We start from the raw sequence: 18,259 nt of genomic DNA, 5'->3' as shown, positions 1-18,259 counted from the left end.
GGAGCCTCCGGCTCCAGAAAGCCACCGGCATCAGCCCCACTTGGCGCCTTCAGCGGCGTCGCGCGCGCTCATCGACATGGTGTTCATCTCGTGAGTGGACGCCATGGCACGGTAGGCCCGGGTCAGCTCTTCCATGGCCTGGTTCCACTGGGCCTGCCAGGCCTGGTAGGTCATACCGGTGTCACCTTGCCAGGCACTGCTCAGCGCGGCCTGCTCACTGGCGATGTCGGCACCGACGGCGTGCAGGGCAGCCGAGTAAGTGTTCATCTCACCGGCGTGAGCCAGCATGGCCGGGTAGTTGTACATGATCTGAGACATGAAAACTCCTGTATCCGGGGGTGATTCGGTTAGACCGAGGTGTAGGTGCTGGCAGCGGCGGCGTCCTGGGCGACGTAGGTGCCCGCGGCGTCACCGAGGTTGAGCTGCGCGATGTCCAGCAGCCCGTTGACCTTTGCCGACACCTCGACGAATCGGGCGTGTGCGGCCTGGAACGCGGCCGAGGCCTCGCCCATGTGGAAGGCCTGGGACGACATGGCGGCCTGCTCGGCCTGCGCGATGGTGCTGCGCATCAGTGCGGCCTTGGCGCCGAAGGCGGCCTCGGAAGCGATCAGCTGGGGGATGTGAGCATCCAACAGACTCATGGATTTTCCTTTCGGATCGTAGACATTTGGCGGTGCGTCGAACGTCGTGAAGATGATCTGGTCAGCTGGGGGTACCCCCTTGCGAATCGCCGGGTTCCCAGGAACCGGGCAGCATCGGCGAGGCGGGACTTTCGTCGTAGCTCTCGCCGGCCAGCGTGGTCAGCCCGGCCGCGGTGGAATCGGATTTGGTCCCGGTTCCGGTGAATCCCATGGCGTCGGCACCACTTTCGGATGCCCGCACCCGTGGCTCAGACGGCGGCGCGGGGTCTGGGTCGGGCTGCTCGTAATCCATGTAGGCGTCGGCATAGGCGTGGTCTTCCAGTGCCGCACCACGCTTCCGACGACGCTTGCGCCGTGCCGCGAGCGACGCGGCAACCCCCGAGGCCGCCGCAGGAATGCCGGCGGCCGGTGCGTGTGCACTGGACTTGCCGCCCACCGTCGGGCTGAAACCCTCGTCGGGGTCGCTGCCCATCACCGCATAGGGCGCGAACGCCGCGGCGGCGACTGGGGCCGGCGCGGCAACCCCCGCCGAGGCGGGCGCAGCGCCCGGAGCAGGAGCGGCCGCGGCGCCACCACCGATACCGGCCGGGGACAGGCCTGCCATGGGCAGCCCCTGATCGCCCCGCGCCGGTGCCACCGGAGCATCCCCGTCGGCCGGAACATCGCCCGGCGCAACGTCGTCGGTGGGCAGCAGACCGAGGAATCCCAGTGCGGCAAGGCCCATGCCGAGCAGCGGGGCCAGGAACGGCGTCAGCGCAACGCCGATCCACGTTCCCCAACCCACCGGCTGAAGGATCAACTGATAGAGCACACCGGCCAAGAATGGACCCCAGGTGGTCAGAAAGCCCGCCGGGTTGGTCATCAGGTCCGTAAGCATCTGCTGGATCGTTCCGAGCGGATCGTTGAGGAACGTCAGCAGCTCTTTGCCGCCGATCATCGAGTCATTGCCGAGGTAGTCCACCAGCCACTGCGGCAGGTTCGGGTACTCGTTGGTGGCGGTCGCGTCGGCGTTGGTCAGCGCCGAACCCGAATCCGTCGCAGTGCCCTGCGCCATCATCTGCTGCGCGTTGGCCGAGGCGGCGCCGGCCTCCCCCGCCCCCGGCTTGAGCAGCATCGGCGAAGGCATGCTGCTCGGAGCCGCCATCACCGCAGCCCCGGAGACGGCCTGGTAGGTGGCCATGGTGGTGGCCGCCTGGATCCACATCCGGACGTAATCGGCCTCGTTGACCGCGATTGGAATCATGTTGATGCCGAAGAAGTTCGTCGCCAACAAGACACCGTGCACCACATGGTTGACGGCCAGCTCGGGCATGGTTGGCATGGCCGCCACCGCCGTGGTGTACGCCGCGGCCGCGGTCTCGTGCTGCACGGCCACCGCAGCGCTGTTCGCGCTCTGCTGCGCCAGCCAGGTCAGGTAGGGCCCGTGCGCGGCGATGTACTGCTCCGAGCTCGGCCCCTCCCAGGACCCGGCCTGCACTGCACCGAGCACGCTGGTGAGTTCTGCTGCCGCCGAGGCATATTCGGTGCTCAGCGACTGCCAGGCCCCCGCGGCGGCCAGCAACGACCCGGCGCCTGGACCACTGGCAAGCAGCGTCGAGTGCACCTCGGGTGGTAGGGCCATCCAAATGGGGGCAGTCATCTCAGATGCCGCGCGCAGTCAGGTAGGACGAAGCCGCCATCGCGTCACCGGTGATGTAGCTGGCACCGGACTCGCCGACGCCGACGCCCGAGCGTCCGAGCTCCTCCACACCCTGAGCCGCCAGCGCCGAGTGCTGGGCACCGTGGACGCTGAACCCCGTCGCAGTCTGCAGCGACACCGCGTCGGCCGCCGGCGGGATCACCGCCGAGACGAGGGGGGCGGCCGCAGCGTGAGCCGCGGCCAGGCGCGCGGTGAGCGCCTCCACGGCCGCGCTGGCCGCGGTCAATCCTTCTGGGACTACTCGCAATGTCATCAGAATTCCTTTCTCCCGTTGTTCACGGAAAGTGCCGTGTCATCGATGAGTGGGTTGACGAGCTGGACGAACTCGGGCGCGTCGCCGCCGCCGAGCAACATGCCGCGTCCCGCGGGGAACCGGGCGAACCGATGACCGCGGAGCTTGCCGCTGTCGGCCGGATTGCCCGACAGCATCAGCGTGGTCGCCTGCAGATCATTGAGGCGACGGAGCAGCGGTGCCGTCATCACGGCGTGCGCCGATCCAGTCGCCCGGGCCGTCACGATGACGCGCAGACCCAGATCGGTCGCCTCGGCCAACAATCCGACGATGTTCGTCCACGGGCGTTGCCCGGCGAACGGACCGCTGACCGCGGGGCCGTCGGGGATCTGGTCGACGTCGTCGATGATCAGGTAGTGGATGTGGCCGTCGGGTCCCGTCCGCTGATTCCACGCGCTGAGTTCCTGCGGGCTCAAACCGGCCGGCGGACGGCGCTTCTCGATGAGTGCCGACAGACCCAGCATCGCGGGCAGCACGCGGTCGATGTTGGCGGTGTACTCGTTGTCCGGGAACAACGGCTCCTCCACCAGATGCAGCCGTCGGTCGACGACGGTGAAGGCCACCTCGTCCGGCCGGGAGTTCTCCCGGATTGTCCGGATGATGTGACGCAGCAGCGTGGTCTTCCCCGACTTCGTATCGCCGAACACCGCCAGCAGCGGGTTGTCCTTGAAGTCGAGCACCACCGACGCCAGGTCCTCTTCGCGCTGCCCGATGACCACCCGCTCCGGGGCCGGGTATAGCGGCGCCAGCGCGGCGGGGGCCAACGCGGTGGGCAGCAACCGCACCGGCGGTGCGCTCTGACCCGGGTAGCGGGAGTTGATGACGGCGATGTCGCTCAGTTCCGGCTCGGCGAACAGGAAGTGCTCGGCGGCCATGGTCAGGCCGCGGCCCGGCTGATCGGCCGGCACCGACTCGGCCGGACGGCGCAGCGCACCCACCACCCGCACGATGCTGTCGTGGCTGTCGTGCAGCTTGAGCTCCAGGCGCAGGCCCAGGCCGTCACGCATCGCCAGCGGCACTTCGAGCCAGTTCGGGGTGGTGATCACGACGTGGATGCCGTAGGCCAACCCGGTGTTGGCCAGCTCGGTCACCTTGGCCAGCAACGGATTACGTGTGTTGAACGTGTCGGTGTTGTCGCGGCTGAACGCGTACAGGTTGTCGACGACCAAAAATACGTTGCCGTAGCCATCGGAATAACCACCGCGCTGACGGCTCACCGCGCCCTGCTGTTGGCGCGCCCGCAGCAGCTGCTCGAGCTCACCGAAGGTACGGCGGATGCGCTCGGGCTCCAGCGGCGTGGCCACACTGCCGACGTGCGCCAGATCCGCCAGGCCGGCCAGCTGCCCGCCGCCGTAATCCAGGCAGTAGAAGCTCACCTCGCTCGGCGAGTGCAGCGCCGCAGCCGACAGAACGAAGGTCTGCAGTGCGGTCGACTTGCCCGAGCGCGGGCCACCGTGGATCAGCACGTTGGCTGCCGACGAGTTGGCGTCGAACACCAATGCGTCGCGGCGCATCTCGAACGGCTTGTCGATCTCGCCCAGCGGCCAACGCAGTTGACCGGGCTCGATCTCGGTGCGGGCCAACACGTCGTCCAGGGCTATCGCGCCGTCCAGCGGCGGCAGCCACAACTTCGGTGCCTGCGGACCGTAGGTGGCCAACTGGTCACCGATGGTGGCGATCAGCTTGCGCGGCGGTGCGGCGTCGAACTCTGGCTCGTTGCTGACGATGACAGTGTCAGGCTCGGGCTCGACCCGGGAAGCCGTGAACACCTGCGGCTGTGGCAGTGCCCGCACCACGATCGACTTCTCGGCCCGCGGCGGGTCGTAGATGCCGTCGACATAGGTGCTGCGGAACTTGACCGGCACCGCACCCGGCGCGGGCACCAGGAAGCCCTCGCCTTTGTGCTCGCGACCCGATTCGATGTGATAGGCGTCCTCGACCCCGATGATCTGACGAGAGATGCTGGGGCTGGACACCTTCAGGCCGATCCGGTACGACGTGTTCTTGTCGATGTCCTTGATCCGGCCGACGTCGAGAGTCTGCGACGCGAACAGGATGTGGATCCGGAACGAGCGACCCTTGCGCGCAACGTAATCGAACAGGTCCGCGTACTCGGGATGCTCGGCGAGCATCAGCGTGAACTCGTCGGCAACCACGAACAGCGTCGGCATCGGCGGCAGGTCATGGCCCGCGGCAATCGCGGCCTCGTACTCGGTGACCGAGTTGAAGGCGCTGCCCTGAACCCGGCGGCCGGCCTCTTTGAGCAACTGCTCACGGCGGGCCACCTCACCGCGCAGGGTGTCGGCGAACCGGTCGGCCAGCGACCGCTTCTCCGCCATGTTCGAGATGACCGCGACGACCTGCGGGAAGTTGCGGAAGATGTCGGCTCCGGCCTCACCCTTGAAGTCGGCATAGATCACGATGAGCCGCTCAGCGGAGTGAGTGGTCAACAGCGACAACAGGATCGACATCAGGGTCTGGGACTTGCCCGAGCCCGTCATACCGATCATCAGGCCGTGCGGGCCCATGCCGCCCTCGGCCTCGTCCTTGAGGTCGAAGTACAGCGGCTCGCCGGTGGCGGTGACGCCGATCGGCACCCGCAGCTCGTCATCGCGGTTGCGCGGGGCCCACAGGCTCGCCACGTCCAGGGACGAGGCATCCGGGATGTCGAGCAGCGTGCCGAAGGTGGCACCGCCGGTGGCGGTGGACCGCACGTAACCGGGATTGGAGTCCCAGCGAGACAGCCGCCGCGCGATGTGAGCCGCCTCGGCGGCCGACATCGCGTCGGCCTTGTCGACGTAGGGCTGCCATCCGCTGCTCTGCCACCGCTCGATCCGGCCTTCGGTGACCCGCAGGATGGGCCGCTCGGGATCCGGGTACTGCTCGCGGTTGGGCAGCTTGTCGCTTCGGTGGATCACGGTCACGCCGGTCAGGCCGGGCCGCCGCGCGATGTCATCGGGATCGGCTTCCGGATCGTCGAGGACGACCAGCAGATGCTTGAGGACCTGGTCCGCTTCCGTGGGGAAGGCGGGCCGGCCGGCCAGGGCGGAATCGAGTTGTCCGCGCAGCTCGGTGACGCCGGTGGTCAGGTACCGAGCCGGGCCGACACCGTCGGCCTGGGACGGAATATCCACGTGCGGAAGCCATTTCAGCCACGACCACGCATCGGAGTCGACGTCGGCAGAGGCCAGGGCAACTCCGAGCATTGTCGGGTCGTGCCAGGCGACGGCCTGCGCGATCCAGGCCCGCAGCGCGTCGCGGACTTCCTCGGCCTCACCGATCACGGTGATCCGGGCGAGCTTGGTGACGTCGATGCCGGTCGGGGCATCGCGCACGGTCCGCTGTACGTCGAGCAGACCGCGAAGAGTGCTGTACGACACCGGTTCCAGATCGATCTCGTCGGCCGTGTCCTTGACCTTGACGGCGGCATCCAGCGGCACGTCGTGCAGCCCGGCGCGCAGCACCAGGAAGTCGCGGTCCCGGGGGTCACGCTCCCACTGCCGGCGGGTGCCCGGAACGGTGGCCAGAGCCTCGGGCTCCGGGTGCGACCACTCCAGCGCCGCACGCTGCTCGGCGGCGTGGGCCCGGACGTTGTCGCGGACCACCGACAGGTAACGCAGGTAGTCGGCGCGCTCGGCGTCGACCTCCTCGGTGCGCATCTTGTTGCCGCCGCGGTAGAGCGCGGTGGCGGCCAGCAGCAGTACGAACGGGAAGAACAGCATGGTCGGCGAGATCATCCGCATGCCGGTGGCGAACAGCGCCACGATCATGCCCACGATCAGGATGACGATCAGGTAAGGCAGCACCCGGCGCAGCAGCGACGGCGGGACCATCCGCTCCAGCTGGGGCGGCGGCTCGATCGTGATGGTGCCCTTGCGGGTGGACGGCGGGGCCAGCCTGCGCTGGTGCTCGAAGATCAGCCGGCTCATCGGGTCGCCTCCAGGCGTGCAGCATTTGCGTTGGACGACAGCGCATCATGTGCGGTCAGGGCGTCGCCACGGGACAGGGTCGGGCCGGCAGCGAACTGCGTCAGGATCGACCACGGAATGGGCAGGGCCGGCGAGGTGAGGCCAAGCGCCTCAACCACTTTGCCGTCACCCGCGGTGTCGATGCCGTACCGGACGCCGGTGTCACTCACCCAGAACAACGAGCCTGCGGTCGGCGAGCCGGGTTCGGCCCCGACGGTCTGGACGAAGTAGCCACTGCCCGGGGTCAACGCGACCCGGTTGGCGGCGCCGTTGCTGCCCGCTCCGACCAGATCGACGGTGTGCAGGCCGTCCGGCACCGGCAATGCCGCACCCGAGAGGACCGACAACTTGCTCTCGGTGGCACCCGTCGGCTTGATCCACTGGGCACAGGTCACCGGGGCGGTCGACGACGCGACCAGCTTGACCGGTGCGCCCGGATAGCCGGTGGTGTCGATGGCACGTGAGACAGGCATCCGCGACACCTCGTCGGGCCCGATCCGCGGAGCCTGGTCCAGGTCATAGGAGTTGGTGTTCCGCAGGATTGAGGCCAGGACCGGCGAGACCGGCTGCAGACCGTCATTCAGCACCGCGTAGTAGCGGGCGGTGTTGTCGGCGTCGTAGGCCGCCACCACACCACCGACGGGCACAGGAGTCGACAGCTCGTAGTTCGTCGGCGCACCCGCGTCGGCGACGTGCGGCGCCGCAAGTGCCGGAGCTTCGGGGATGGCGTTGAACAGGCCGGCCGCGATGGGCCGCGGCGTCGGGATCTGCCCGCCGAGGCCGAGTGCATCGGTGACGGCACGGTTGGCCAGATCGATCGGGCTGCGTTTTCCGTCCCACAGCAGCCAGTCACCCGGGGTCGGGCCTTCGCTGTTGTGCACCAGGACGGCCGCATCCGACGGTAGCGTCAGGGCACGCTCACCACCCGATGCGAGTGTGCCTGCAATGACCGTCACACCGGCGTTGGTGCCGGAAACCGCATCGCACACAGTCCAATCCGCGTCGGTGCCGGCGCTCTGCACCATCCGCTCCGGCGCGCCGGGGATGCCCAGCAGGTTGCCGCGCGGGAACTTGTCGATCTCGCTGGTCTTGACGGTGACGGGGTTGTCCGCCTTGCCGGCGATCAACCGCGCCGAGGTCAGGTTGAGCACGGGGTGCAGCTGCTCGCCAACCCGGACATACAAGGCAGCCGTCGACCGGTCGGCGAGCACTGCATCGTTACCTGCAGTCCCACCCGGCCGGAACAACGAGAACAGGAAGCAACCGATCAGACCCGTGACCAGGATCAGGGCACCGGTCATCACCGCTCGGCTCTGCGTACGCAGCGGGTCGACCAACATGCGGGTGTCGTGCAGCGCCACGCCAGAAGCAATGCGGCGCATGACGAATCGCCAGCCCGTCACCTGGTTCTTGGTGACAAAGCCACGCCGGTACGACACCTGATCGGGGTTTTCGTTGTTCGGTGTGCGGGACGCGAACGAGCGCCGGTCCGGATCGGGCGCGGTCATGCGGGCACCGTCAGACCCAGGCCGCGCAGCAGCGGGCCGGCCGAATTGTTCACGTCACCGGCGGTGATCGTCATCATTTCCTCGTCGGTGAAGTCGTCGTTGTCGGAATGATCGAGGCGGTACTCGCGCTCCTCCTCGGAACGCTCGACCAGGTTGCGGACGAAGCGGCCGTTACCGGCGATGTCGAGGCAGCGCCGCGGCACACCTTGGGCGTCGGGCATGGTGGCCTCGGCCAGGTAACCGAACAGCTTCTCCATGTCGTCGTGCGCGGCCTTCTCGAACGTGCTGTCGCGCTTCTCGGCCATCCGCTCGGCGATCTCGACGAGTTCGGACGAGGAGTACGACGGGAAGTCGATGCTGCGGGTGAAGCGCGAACGCAGACCCTCGTTGGTGTCCAGGAACATGTCGAGGTCCTTGCGGTACCCCGCGACGATCACCACGAGCCGGTCACGGTCGTTCTCCATGCGGGCCAGCAGGGTGTCGATGGCGACCAGACCGAAGTCGTTCTTGGCGCCGGTGGACACCAGCGCGTAGGCCTCGTCGAGGAACAGCACGCCGTCCAGCGCGCTGTCGATGATGGCGTTGGTCTTGGCTTCGGTCTCACCGATGTGCTGACCGATCAGGTCGGCGCGGTGAACCTCGCGGACCGTCTCCTTCTTGAGAAGCCCCAAGCCGCAATAGATCTTGGCGACCACGCGGGCGATGGTGGTCTTACCCGTTCCAGGCGGACCGGCGAACACGAGGTGGTTGGTGCGTTGCGCCACGGCCAGCCCACGCTCCTGGCGCCGGATCGACATGGCGACCGAGCTCTTCAGCCGCGCCACCTGGAACTTCACTTCTTCCAGGCCGATGAACTCGGCGAGCTCGGCTTCGGCCTCGACCAGCAGGTGCGCCTTGCGCTCCTTGGCCCCCGGGTCGACGAAGTCGGACTCCGACGGTTCGGTCTCCGAGTCCCACGGGTCGGTGCGGGCGTCGATACGGGCGGCCGTGGTGATGAGCAGCCCGAAGGTCGGATCTGACAGCGCCTCTTCGACCTGCTTGTTTTCCGGGTGCGCGGCGAAGAGGTCCTGCAGCACCTCGCCGGCGTCTTCGTCCTCGCCCTGCCCACGCAAGGTCAGCGCCTTGGCCAGTGCGCCGTCGAGCGCGGCCACCGCGATCGGGCCGGACGGGTCCTCCAGGTACGACAGGGCGGGTGCCAACATGCCGAGCCGGGCCAGCGCGATGCCGAGGGTGATCCGCGCGGCGTGCCCGGTGATCTCGTCGAGCGACGGGTCGGTGACGACCGGGGTGAGCAGCCGCACCACGTCGTTCCAGCGCTGGGCGCGGTGGTTGACCGCCACCCGCAGCCAGGTGGCGTTCAGCCACCCCGGCCGGCGGGCGAGCAGCTCGCCCACCAGCGCGTCGGCCTCGGCGAGCTGACCCTCGGCAGCCCGGCGCGCGGCGTAGGCCAGCTGAAAGTCGTCCACCTCGCTGGCGCGGAACTGCAGGTACAGCCCACTGTCATAGGTGAAACCCAGGTCGCCGGCAGCCAGATCGATCTGGCGCTGCAGCAGACCGGCACTGGCCCGGGTCCGCCAGACCGCGTCGATGACCGCACCGGACACGTCGCCCGCGGCGGCCAGGCCGGTCCAGGCGTCACAGTGGTCGTGCGCGATGTGTGCCAATCCGGCAAAGCCGGACCGGGCTGCGGTGAGGTCGGCCGGCCGCTGCCGGTCGTTCACCGTCAAGCCCAGCGCACGACAACATGTGGCGAAGCGGCTGATCACATCGCGATCGAGCCGGGGCGCTCCCTGAGGCGGAGCCGCAAGCGTGTCACTACCCATATGCGTGCACGGGAGCGACTAAGCCCCCGAATCTCTCCCTTATGTATGGCTAAGCTAACTTTTGCTGAAGTTAGCATTGCATAACTTAAGTGTCGAGAGGCACGTACTCGAGCTAGGTCGTGAACTGCCTCACCTTTTGGTCGCAGACACGAGGGTGATAGTTCCCGTCATCAGGCCTGCTTCGGAGTCTGGAGCGGGCACGGGTCGTCCCGCCCGGCGCAGGCAGTCATGCAGCGGTGTCGCAGCGGCATCCCAGCCCTGCTCGCCGAACCACTGCGCCGCGGGCGCGTGCTGCTGGTTGTACACCAGCGTGAAGAACGCGTTCTCCTCGCCGGAGGACACCGCTTCGGCGCGCTTGGCCTCGAATGCCTCGTCCGGCATCGGCGTCGCTTCCTCGATGCCGACGAAGCTTCCCGGCGCGGCCAGCGCATCGATTCCAGCAAATAACTGTTCCTGTGCTGTGGCAGGCAGATAGATCAACAGCCCCTCGGCGATCCACGCCGAGGGCCGCGACGGATCGAAGCCGCTCGCGCGCAGCGCCGCGGGCCAGTCCTCGCGGAGGTCGATCGCCACCTCGCGCCGCTCCGCCGTCGGCGCCTCGCCGAGCCGGTCGATGGTCTCGCGCTTGAACTCGAGCACGCGGGGCTGATCCAACTCGTAGATCACGGTGCCGTCGGACCACGGCAGGCGGTAGGCCCGCGAGTCCAGACCGGCCGCCAAGAGGACAACCTGTTTGACCCCGGCGTCGATGGCCCGGGTGAAGTACTCGTCGAAATACTTGGTCCGGGCGCCCTGGAAGTTGACGAAGCTCTCGCCGAATTCGGTCTGCAACGGATGGTCGGGGTCGGTGCCCTCGACCGCGGTCGTCCACTCGCCGCCAACCGCGCGGCAGAACGCCTCGGCATACCGATCGATGGCGAGGGGATCAGGCTTTCGCGCCTCCAATGCCCTTGAGGCAGCGACGAATAACGCTGTCGAACCTACGCTCGTGGTGATATCCCAGTTGTCTGTGTCTGTGCGTCCGGTGCTCACCGGCGCGAGGATACGCCCCGATTCTGGCAGCTCCACCGGGTGATGCGCGTGATGCACGTAGCATGACATCATGCGCACTACCATCGCAATCGCCGATGAGCTGCTGGCCGCGGCCAAGCGTCGCGCTCGACAGCGGGGGCAGTCACTCGGCTCGCTTGTCGAGGACGCGCTGCGCCGTGAACTGGCAGCCGAGCAAATCCGCGCGCCGCGGCCCGACATTCCGGTGTTCACCGGTGGCAGTGGCCCCCGCCCGGGCATCGACCTGCGGTCGAACCGGGCATTACACGAAACTCTCGACGAGACCATCGAACTCAACTCGCTCCGGTAGCCACCTATGTTCCTGCTCGATGTCAACGTCATGCTCGCCGCGCACCGCGCCGACCATCCGGATCACCAATCGGTCAAAGGCTGGTTCGACCACCTCCTCGACAGGGACGAGCCCTTCGCCGTCCCGACCTTGGTCTGGGCATCGTTTCTACGATTGGCCACCAACAGGCGAATCTTCGACGTCCCCACGCCCCGCAGCGATGTGTTCTCGTTCATCACGGCTGTGGATGCGCAACCCAACCATCTGCAGATCGGGCCGGGACCGCGCCATCTCACACTGCTGCAGGAGCTGTGCGAAGAAGCCGACGCCGTGGGCGACCTGATCCCCGACGCCGTGTTGGCCGCCATTGCGACCGAACACCACTGCTCCGTGGTCAGCCTCGACCGGGACTTTGCCCGGTTCACCTCTATCCGCCATATCAGGCCGGATCTGGACTGACCGGCATCAAACCAACGGACGCCCGGTCCGGATTCGCCAGTCGAGGTCCTTGAGCAAGAGATTGAAGGGGAACTGCCGCACGAACGAGGGCAGCGCGTCGTTGATCGTGCGCAGCACGGAGATCAGCCGGTCGAACCGCTTCTGGCTCTTGGCATCCCACGGCAACCGCATTTCCTCCCGGAACCGCTGCGGCAGGAATCCCGTGGTGATCAGCAGGGCGACGGTATCGAGTCGGCTCTGCACGAAGCGGGGCAGTTTCGGATTCTTGGGCCGGCCCGCGGCGATCGGATACAGATAGCCGCGCACGGTGTCGTCGATGTGCAGCTGTTCCAGGGATTCGTCCCAGTACCGGTCGAACGCGGCCCGGTCGGCCGGCCACATGTCCTCGGGCACCTGCAGTGTGGTGCCCATCGTGACGCTGTCACGGTAGTGCCGGTCGGCGGTCTCGTCGTCCAATTCGCCGATGAACATCCGGAACACGTCGACCCCGCCCTTGTAGAGGCACGCGGCCACCCACAGCTGAAGGTTCTTGTCGAACGCGTTGTACTTCACCGGGCTGTCCTCGGTGGAGTACACCTGCGCGTGCGCCTTGTTGACCGCACGCCGGTAGGCCGCCTTCTGCGCGTCGCTGCCCCGGGTGGCCACGGCCAGGTAGGTGAAGGTGGTCCTGGCCCTCTTGATCGGGTGCAGGTCGGTGCGGCCGCTCTCGACGCGGCTCTCGACGACGCCGTAGCCGACGCCGGGGTTGGCCAGCTGCATGATCACGTTGGCCGGGCCGGCCAGCAGCGCCACACCCATCAGCCCGTCGTCGAAGCCGGCGCCCCGCCGGCGCTTGGGTACGGGGCCGGGACGCGCCGACTCGTTCATCGGCCGTTCGACGTGCGGGATCGGTTCGCTGACCGTCATGGCCACCCCTTCCAGAAACTGAGAACCTCTGTTTCCTGATACTGGCCTGCCGGACTGACAGGTGTCAAGATATCTGGGTGAAGCAGGTCCGCCCCTACCGCGGCGTCGAAGCCGCCGACCGCCTGGCGCAGCGCCGCAGCCAGTTGCTGGAGGCCGGTCTGGACCTGCTGGGAGCCGAAGACGCCGAGGTCACCGTGCGCGCCGTGTGCCGCAGCGCGGGGCTGGCCGCCCGGTATTTCTACGAGAGCTTCGCCGACAAAGATGACTTCATCGCCGCCGTCTACGACTGGGTGATCGCTGATATCGCGACCTCGACACAGGCTGCCGTCGCCGCCGTTCCGCTGGCCGACCAGACCACTGCCGGGATGGCCAACATCGTGCATCTGATCGCCCAGGACCGGCGGATCGGCCGGCTGCTGTTCAGCGTCAAACTGTCCAACGACGTACTGACCCGCAAGCGCGTCGAATCCACCGCGCTCTTCGCGGCGCTGCTCGGTCAGCACGCCGGCGATGCGTTACAGCTGCGCACGAACGACTATCTCAGGGCCACATCGCATTTCGCCGTCGGCGGGGTGACACAGACGATCAGTGCGTGGCTGTCCGGCGAGGTCACCCTCTCCCCGGAGCAGCTCATCGGCCAGTTGCGCTCGATGCTCGACGCACTGGCCGGCACGCAGCAACCCGGAAACTGACGAGGGTCTCAGCGGTCCGCATCCTCGGGCCGGACACCGAAGGTGTTGAGGAAGTTGCACACCAGTTGGTAGAAGCCGACGGTCAGCGTGAGATCCGCCAGCTGGTTGACCGTCAGGAATGTCAGCGCTTCATCACGTTCGGCATCGGTGAGGGTGTGGTTGTCGAGCAGCACATCGGTCAACCGCAGCAGCAGGGCCTCCTGCTCATCGACCCTGTCCGCCGATCCCGACTCGGCGGCCGCGATCGCATCCTCGCTCATCCCGATCGCGCGCCCGATGTTGACGTGCTGATAGGTCTCGTAACCAGCGTCGTAGCGGTACCCGACCCGCAGGATCACCAGCTCCCGCCACGTTGCCGGCAACGAGTTGTGTTGCAGCACATCAGCTGCCATGGACAGGAAGCCCGGCGCCAGGTTCGGAGTGTGAGTGATCATGCGGAAGATGTTCAGCGATGCCCGGCTGGTGACAGCCTCGCGCAGTTCCGGAGTGAGCGCGTCGAGGTCCGGGTAGGTGAATTCAGTGGTCATCCGAGTACCCGGATCGGCTCGGTACCGTCCCAGTTGGCGGCAACCTCGCGGACGTAGGCGAACATCTGCCCCTTGGGTCCGCTGATGTCGCTGATCTCGATGACCGTACCTTGGCCGAATTCGGTTTCGAGATAGGCGAACCGGCCTTGGTCTCCGCCGATGCTGCCTTCCTGGCCGACGGTGTAGCCGGCGGCCAGCGCACGGTCATAGAGCGCCTGGTAGTCAGTGCTCCAGTAGGCGAGGTGCTGAGCGCCTTCGCGTCCGGAGTTCAGGAAGTCGCGGTACATCGACGGGGCGTCGTTGGTGGGTTGGATCAGTTCGAGCTGGACATCTCCGGAGTTGGCCAGCGCGACACTCATCGTCATCGCCGAATCCTCTCCGCGGTAGCGGAAGTAGTCGGTGACGACGTTCTCGATGTAGAACCACGGTCCGACACCGCACCGGGCCCAGTGGTCCATCGAGGCGTGGATATCGGGCACCACGTATCCGATCTGGTTGATATTTCCGAAGATTCGGCTCATGACGGGTCCTCCCGGGTCAGTCGGATGGTCAGTAACTGTTCGATTTCCGACCGGGCTGCGGCCAGGTCGACGTGTTCATCGACGAGTGCCTGCAGGGCGACACCACGAAGCATGGCGATGATGACGGTGGCCAATCCGTGGGCGTCGACCGATGGGGCGACCTGACCGGATGCCACGGCCAAGTGCAGTCGCTTCTCGATCTCCTCACGGAATTCCCGGTCCGTGGCCACCATCGCGGGCCGGATCTCCTCGGACGGGTTGGTCACCGCGTCGGCCCACAGCACCAGCCGGGCCCGGTTGACCGGCAGCGGATTCGACAGCACCGAGAAGTAGATGGCGATGAACGCGCGCAGCTCATCGAGAGCGTCGGAACCCGGCTGGTCGAACATGGCCTCGCGGAACTGGTGGGTCACCGTCTCCACCAGGCGTTGCATCAAGGCACCTTTGGAGCCGAAATGATGGGTGGCCAAGCCCCGGCTGTAGCCGGCGCGCTCCCCGACGTTGGCCAGCGTGACCCGCGACGGGCCGAGCTCACCCACCAATTCGGCGGCCGCGGTGATCAGCCTGCGTTCGGCCTCCCCGCGGCGTTGCTCTTGACTGCGGCGCGGTTCGGGTTCACTCATGGACTTCCTCTTACTTGCTTGTTGTTCAACAAGTTATATGTCGACCAGGTGCCCGTCAAGCGGGCAGGCGCCCGTCAGACCTTGGATGATGGCGATATGCAGAGTTCCGGACGAGGCGCGGCCGGCCCGGTATTGCTACGGCCGAGCCCACCGCTGGCCGCCCACGTTCAGTTCTTCGGATACTGGCACAACACGCAGGCCACGACCCATCACAGCCGTGCCCTCCCCCGCGGCGCGGCGACCGTGATCATCGACCTCGCTGCCCGAGACCGGGTCGATTTCTACGCCGCCGACGCCACCACCCGCCTCGACGTCGGCGCCGCCTTCATCGCCGGGGCCGGGGTGACCTCGTACGTCACCCAGATCGACCGATCGCAAACCGTGCTGACCATCCACTTCCGTCCCGGTGGCGCCTCGGCCTTTCTGCCGGTACCGCTGGGGGACCTCGAGGACACCTGCGTGGACCTGGACACGGTCTGGGGCCGCGACGCGTCGGCCCTGCGCGCCCGGCTGATCGGGGCCCGCGCGGTCCGGGCCAGGGTGGCACTGGTTGAGTCATTTCTGCTGGCGCGCATGAGACCCCGCGATCCGGCGGTGGGCGCGGTCCTGCTCGCGGCCGAAGATCAGCCCTCACTGCGGGTGGCCGAGGCCTGCGCGCTGACCGGGTTGTCGGCCCGACGGCTGATCGCGTCCTTCCGGGCCGAAGTGGGTCTGACTCCCAAGACGTACCTGCGGGTGCGACGCTTCCAGGCGGCGATGCGGCAGCTGGACGCCGACGACGCCAGCGGCGCCCGGATCGCGGCCGATCTGGGCTACTTCGACCAGGCGCACCTCGTCCGGGAGTTTCGTTCGTTCACCGCCATGACGCCCACGCAGTACACACAGCGCCGCACCTGGCTGCCGAGTCACGTCGGAATCAGCCCGCCGCGGTGAATCTGCGGGTCACCGGCGCCGCCCAGCCCGGATCTCCAGTGGTGGCGTAACGAACCCAGGCGCCGTGCATCTCAGCAGCCAAGGCAGCCGGTGGTTCACCTGGCCCGAGCAACGCGCCCGGGCCTCGCAGTACCTCCAGGCCCGCGCGGTCGAAGACGAACGGCAGCTCAACCGCGTGGGCCGCGCCCAGCAGCCCGTCCACCGCTGCTGAGCGCCAAGAGAATTCGTAACGGTGCGTCGCGGCGCCGGCCAGCTGTTCGTGGGCCCGGGCCGTCCGGTCGCTTCCGGTGCGGAACAGCGCGTCACCCAGAATGGCCGAGCGCAGCTCACCCCAGCCCGCCTCGGGAAGGCGCGAACGGTACCGCTGGACCAGCGTGGCAGGGTCGGTGTCCACCTGTGCGGCGAGCTGCTCGACGTCGGCGCGCGTCGAGGAGTCGAGGTGTCCCTGAGGAACCAGGTACAGGTTGCCCTCCTCGGTGTTGGTCCCGATGAGCAGACCCACATCGGGATTGAGTTGCAGCGCCGGCTGTTCGGCGAGGACCAGGCTGAACGGACTCAAGCCCAGTAACGGGTCGAAGGCCTCGTCCGTGCGCAGATCCAACCCCGTGAGTGTGGGCACGGCCTCGACGAGCTGTTCGTCAGTAAGCCGGTCGAATCCGGCTGCCGTGGGCTCCACGCCGAAGACACCAGCAGCGGCCTGGGTGACCCGGCCGGCCTGTTCCGGATTGAACGCACCGAAGCCGTTGCCGCTCTGCATGATTGCCCGACAGATCAGCCGCTCCACGCCAGGTGTGCCCAGAACTCCGGCGACGATCGTGGCACCGGCGGACTGGCCGAACAGGGTGACATTGCCGGGATCACCGCCGAATGCCTCGATGTTGTCGTGCACCCAGCCCAGTGCGGCCACCACGTCGAGTAGGCCGCGGTTGGACACCGCACCGGGCAGATCCAGAAATCCCAGGATGCCCAACCGATAGGTGATCGTCACCAGGATCACGCCGTCGCGGGCGAAGGAGGTGCCGTCGTAGAGCGGTGAACCGGTGGAGCCCGCCACGAATCCACCACCGTGGACGAACACCATGACCGGACGTCTTCGTGTGTCCGGTGGAGCCCAGACGTTGACCGTGAGGTAGTCGGAGCCACGCACCCACCCCGGCCCGAAGAATGGCGACATGTCCAAGCGCCCGAAGCCGTTCCGTAGTGGTTGCGGTGCGGTCGGCCCGCGCTGGGTCGCCTCGCGCACGTCACGCCACGGTTCGTGTGTCTCGGGCGCCGCGAAGCGCCCCACGGTGGTGGGCGGTGCGGCGTAAGGAATGCCGAGAAAGACCCGTCCGTGCGCAGTTTCCAGCCCCCGGATGGGGCCTCCGGTGGTGTCGACGATCGGTTCAGCCATCGTGGGACACCCGGGTCGCCCGGTCGAAAGCTGCCCATTCCTTGACCGCGAACCGGTCACCGTCCCGCATCACCTCGACTGCGCCGTGCCCACCGAAATGAGCTGGTATCACCAGGGTGTTGGTGTCGGCGGCGTGAGTCAGTACCCGCCGCCGGGTTTCCCGCGCCTGTCCGGGGTCCTCGCAGTAGCAGCTGTTGGTGTCGGGTTCGACGAGCTGCAACGCGGTGTGCATCATGTCGCCTACGAATACCGCGCGGTCACCGCCCGACTGCAGCGTGAGCACCGCGGAGCCCGGGGTGTGTCCGGGAGCCGACTCCAACGTGAGGTTGGTGTCGAGCTGGAAAGTGTCCTCCCACAACGTGGTTTGTCCGGCCTCGTGGACCGGGGCGACGCTGTCGACGAAAACGTTGTCCCGCCCCGGGACCGGTCCGCCGCGGTTGGCCGGGTTCCAGAAATCGAAGTCGGCTCGCGGCATCAGGTAGGTGGCGTTCGGGAAGGTCGGTATCCAGTCGCCGTCATCGAGATGGGTGTTCCAGCCGACATGGTCGACGTGGAGATGGGTGTTGATCACCACGTCGACGTCCTCGGGAGCAACACCGGCCCGGGCCAGGTTGCCGAGAAAATCGGTGTCCAGGTGATGCCACACCGGGGCGTGGGGGCGGTCCTTGTGGTTGCCCACCCCGGTGTCGACCAGGATGATCCGATCCTCGCTGCGCAGTAGCCAGGTCTGGATGGCCGATACACAGGCGTCGGCGCCGGGATCGTAGAAATCGGGCGCCAGCCAATCCTCGTTGCGCTGCCACGCCCCGGCCGGGCTCTCCGGGAAAAACTCTTGTGGCGACAGCCGGACCGAGCCGTAATACTCCATGACCCGGGTCACCGTGACGTCACCCAACACGATTTCGTTCATGTCCCCAGCCTCGCGGCGAGGCAGC

Annotated in this window: 18 protein-coding genes; 4 read left to right on the top strand and 14 right to left on the bottom strand. The window is 67.3% G+C overall.

Features of this window, described 5'->3' with window-relative positions; translation table 11 throughout:
• Positions 1-30 precede the first annotated feature (30 nt).
• The 8 genes from HBE63_RS28815 to HBE63_RS28780 form a co-directional block, all read right to left on the bottom strand.
• Positions 31-318, bottom strand: coding sequence for a WXG100 family type VII secretion target (locus HBE63_RS28815; RefSeq protein WP_003880383.1), 288 nt, complete (start codon positions 316-318; stop codon positions 31-33).
• 29 nt (positions 319-347) lie between these two features.
• Positions 348-641 (bottom strand): type VII secretion system protein EsxG, encoded by a 294-nt coding sequence (esxG, locus tag HBE63_RS28810; protein ID WP_003880382.1) that lies wholly within the window; start codon positions 639-641, stop codon positions 348-350.
• 61 nt (positions 642-702) lie between these two features.
• Complete coding sequence (locus HBE63_RS28805; protein ID WP_166908381.1) at positions 703-2,280, bottom strand: PPE family protein; 1,578 nt, start codon at positions 2,278-2,280, stop codon at positions 703-705.
• Between the two features lies 1 nt (position 2,281).
• A complete protein-coding gene (locus HBE63_RS28800; protein ID WP_166908379.1) occupies positions 2,282-2,593 on the bottom strand; it encodes a PE family protein in 312 nt (103 codons plus the stop codon).
• Positions 2,593-6,561: a type VII secretion protein EccCa gene (eccCa, locus tag HBE63_RS28795; protein ID WP_166908377.1), complete on the bottom strand. Its 3,969-nt coding sequence runs from the start codon at positions 6,559-6,561 to the stop codon at positions 2,593-2,595. The genes HBE63_RS28800 and eccCa overlap by 1 nt, the downstream gene beginning before the upstream one ends.
• On the bottom strand, positions 6,558-8,108 hold the full coding sequence (eccB, locus tag HBE63_RS28790; protein ID WP_166908376.1) for a type VII secretion protein EccB: 1,551 nt from the start codon (positions 8,106-8,108) through the stop codon (positions 6,558-6,560). Before eccB ends, eccCa begins: the two co-directional genes overlap by 4 nt.
• Positions 8,105-9,874 (bottom strand): type VII secretion AAA-ATPase EccA, encoded by a 1,770-nt coding sequence (gene eccA / locus HBE63_RS28785; protein WP_166910352.1) that lies wholly within the window; start codon positions 9,872-9,874, stop codon positions 8,105-8,107. Before eccA ends, eccB begins: the two co-directional genes overlap by 4 nt.
• Before the next feature lie 186 nt (positions 9,875-10,060).
• Complete coding sequence (locus tag HBE63_RS28780) at positions 10,061-10,963, bottom strand: class I SAM-dependent methyltransferase (RefSeq protein WP_243858360.1); 903 nt, start codon at positions 10,961-10,963, stop codon at positions 10,061-10,063.
• A gap of 70 nt (positions 10,964-11,033) precedes the next feature.
• On the opposite strand from HBE63_RS28780, the gene HBE63_RS28775 reads away from it, so the two are divergent.
• Together HBE63_RS28775 and HBE63_RS28770 are read left to right on the top strand one after the other, a co-directional pair.
• Complete coding sequence (locus tag HBE63_RS28775; protein ID WP_166908374.1) at positions 11,034-11,291, top strand: antitoxin; 258 nt, start codon at positions 11,034-11,036, stop codon at positions 11,289-11,291.
• A 6-nt stretch (positions 11,292-11,297) separates the two neighbouring features.
• Complete coding sequence (locus tag HBE63_RS28770) at positions 11,298-11,729, top strand: type II toxin-antitoxin system VapC family toxin (protein ID WP_166908372.1); 432 nt, start codon at positions 11,298-11,300, stop codon at positions 11,727-11,729.
• A gap of 6 nt (positions 11,730-11,735) precedes the next feature.
• Here the strand turns inward: HBE63_RS28770 and HBE63_RS28765 are convergent, their stop codons facing one another.
• Positions 11,736-12,635, bottom strand: coding sequence for an oxygenase MpaB family protein (locus tag HBE63_RS28765; protein WP_166908371.1), 900 nt, complete (start codon positions 12,633-12,635; stop codon positions 11,736-11,738).
• A gap of 77 nt (positions 12,636-12,712) precedes the next feature.
• Between HBE63_RS28765 and HBE63_RS28760 the strand changes: the two genes are divergently transcribed.
• The gene (locus HBE63_RS28760; RefSeq protein ID WP_166908369.1) at positions 12,713-13,327 is read left to right on the top strand and encodes a TetR/AcrR family transcriptional regulator; all 615 of its coding nucleotides are present in this window, start codon (positions 12,713-12,715) and stop codon (positions 13,325-13,327) included.
• Between the two features lie 8 nt (positions 13,328-13,335).
• On the opposite strand, the gene HBE63_RS28755 is transcribed toward HBE63_RS28760, so the two are convergent.
• From HBE63_RS28755 to HBE63_RS28745, 3 genes are read right to left on the bottom strand one after another with little or no spacing between them, the layout of a single operon-like run.
• On the bottom strand, positions 13,336-13,854 hold the full coding sequence (locus HBE63_RS28755; RefSeq protein WP_166908367.1) for a carboxymuconolactone decarboxylase family protein: 519 nt from the start codon (positions 13,852-13,854) through the stop codon (positions 13,336-13,338).
• The gene (locus HBE63_RS28750) at positions 13,851-14,375 is read right to left on the bottom strand and encodes a VOC family protein (RefSeq protein ID WP_166908365.1); all 525 of its coding nucleotides are present in this window, start codon (positions 14,373-14,375) and stop codon (positions 13,851-13,853) included. Before HBE63_RS28750 ends, HBE63_RS28755 begins: the two co-directional genes overlap by 4 nt.
• Positions 14,372-14,998 carry a TetR/AcrR family transcriptional regulator gene (locus HBE63_RS28745; protein ID WP_166908364.1) on the bottom strand — a complete coding sequence of 209 codons (627 nt, stop codon included), beginning with the start codon at positions 14,996-14,998 and terminating at the stop codon, positions 14,372-14,374. Before HBE63_RS28745 ends, HBE63_RS28750 begins: the two co-directional genes overlap by 4 nt.
• A 96-nt stretch (positions 14,999-15,094) precedes the next feature.
• Here HBE63_RS28745 and HBE63_RS28740 point away from each other — a divergent pair, with 96 nt between their 5' ends.
• On the top strand, positions 15,095-15,931 hold the full coding sequence (locus HBE63_RS28740) for an AraC family transcriptional regulator (protein ID WP_166908362.1): 837 nt from the start codon (positions 15,095-15,097) through the stop codon (positions 15,929-15,931).
• On the opposite strand, the gene HBE63_RS28735 is transcribed toward HBE63_RS28740, so the two are convergent.
• Positions 15,915-17,324 carry a carboxylesterase/lipase family protein gene (locus tag HBE63_RS28735; protein WP_166908361.1) on the bottom strand — a complete coding sequence of 470 codons (1,410 nt, stop codon included), beginning with the start codon at positions 17,322-17,324 and terminating at the stop codon, positions 15,915-15,917. The two genes, HBE63_RS28740 and HBE63_RS28735, sit on opposite strands and share 17 nt — an antisense overlap.
• Positions 17,317-18,234, bottom strand: a complete 918-nt coding sequence (locus tag HBE63_RS28730) for an MBL fold metallo-hydrolase (protein WP_166908359.1) — start codon at positions 18,232-18,234, stop codon at positions 17,317-17,319. The genes HBE63_RS28735 and HBE63_RS28730 overlap by 8 nt, the downstream gene beginning before the upstream one ends.
• Positions 18,235-18,259 lie beyond the last annotated feature (25 nt).

The sequence above is a fragment of the Mycobacterium sp. DL440 genome (genome assembly GCF_011745145.1).
Taxonomy (GTDB): Bacteria; Actinomycetota; Actinomycetes; order Mycobacteriales; family Mycobacteriaceae; genus Mycobacterium.
Note: the sequence above shows the minus strand (reverse complement) of the source record. Positions and strands in the feature narration are given on the sequence as shown.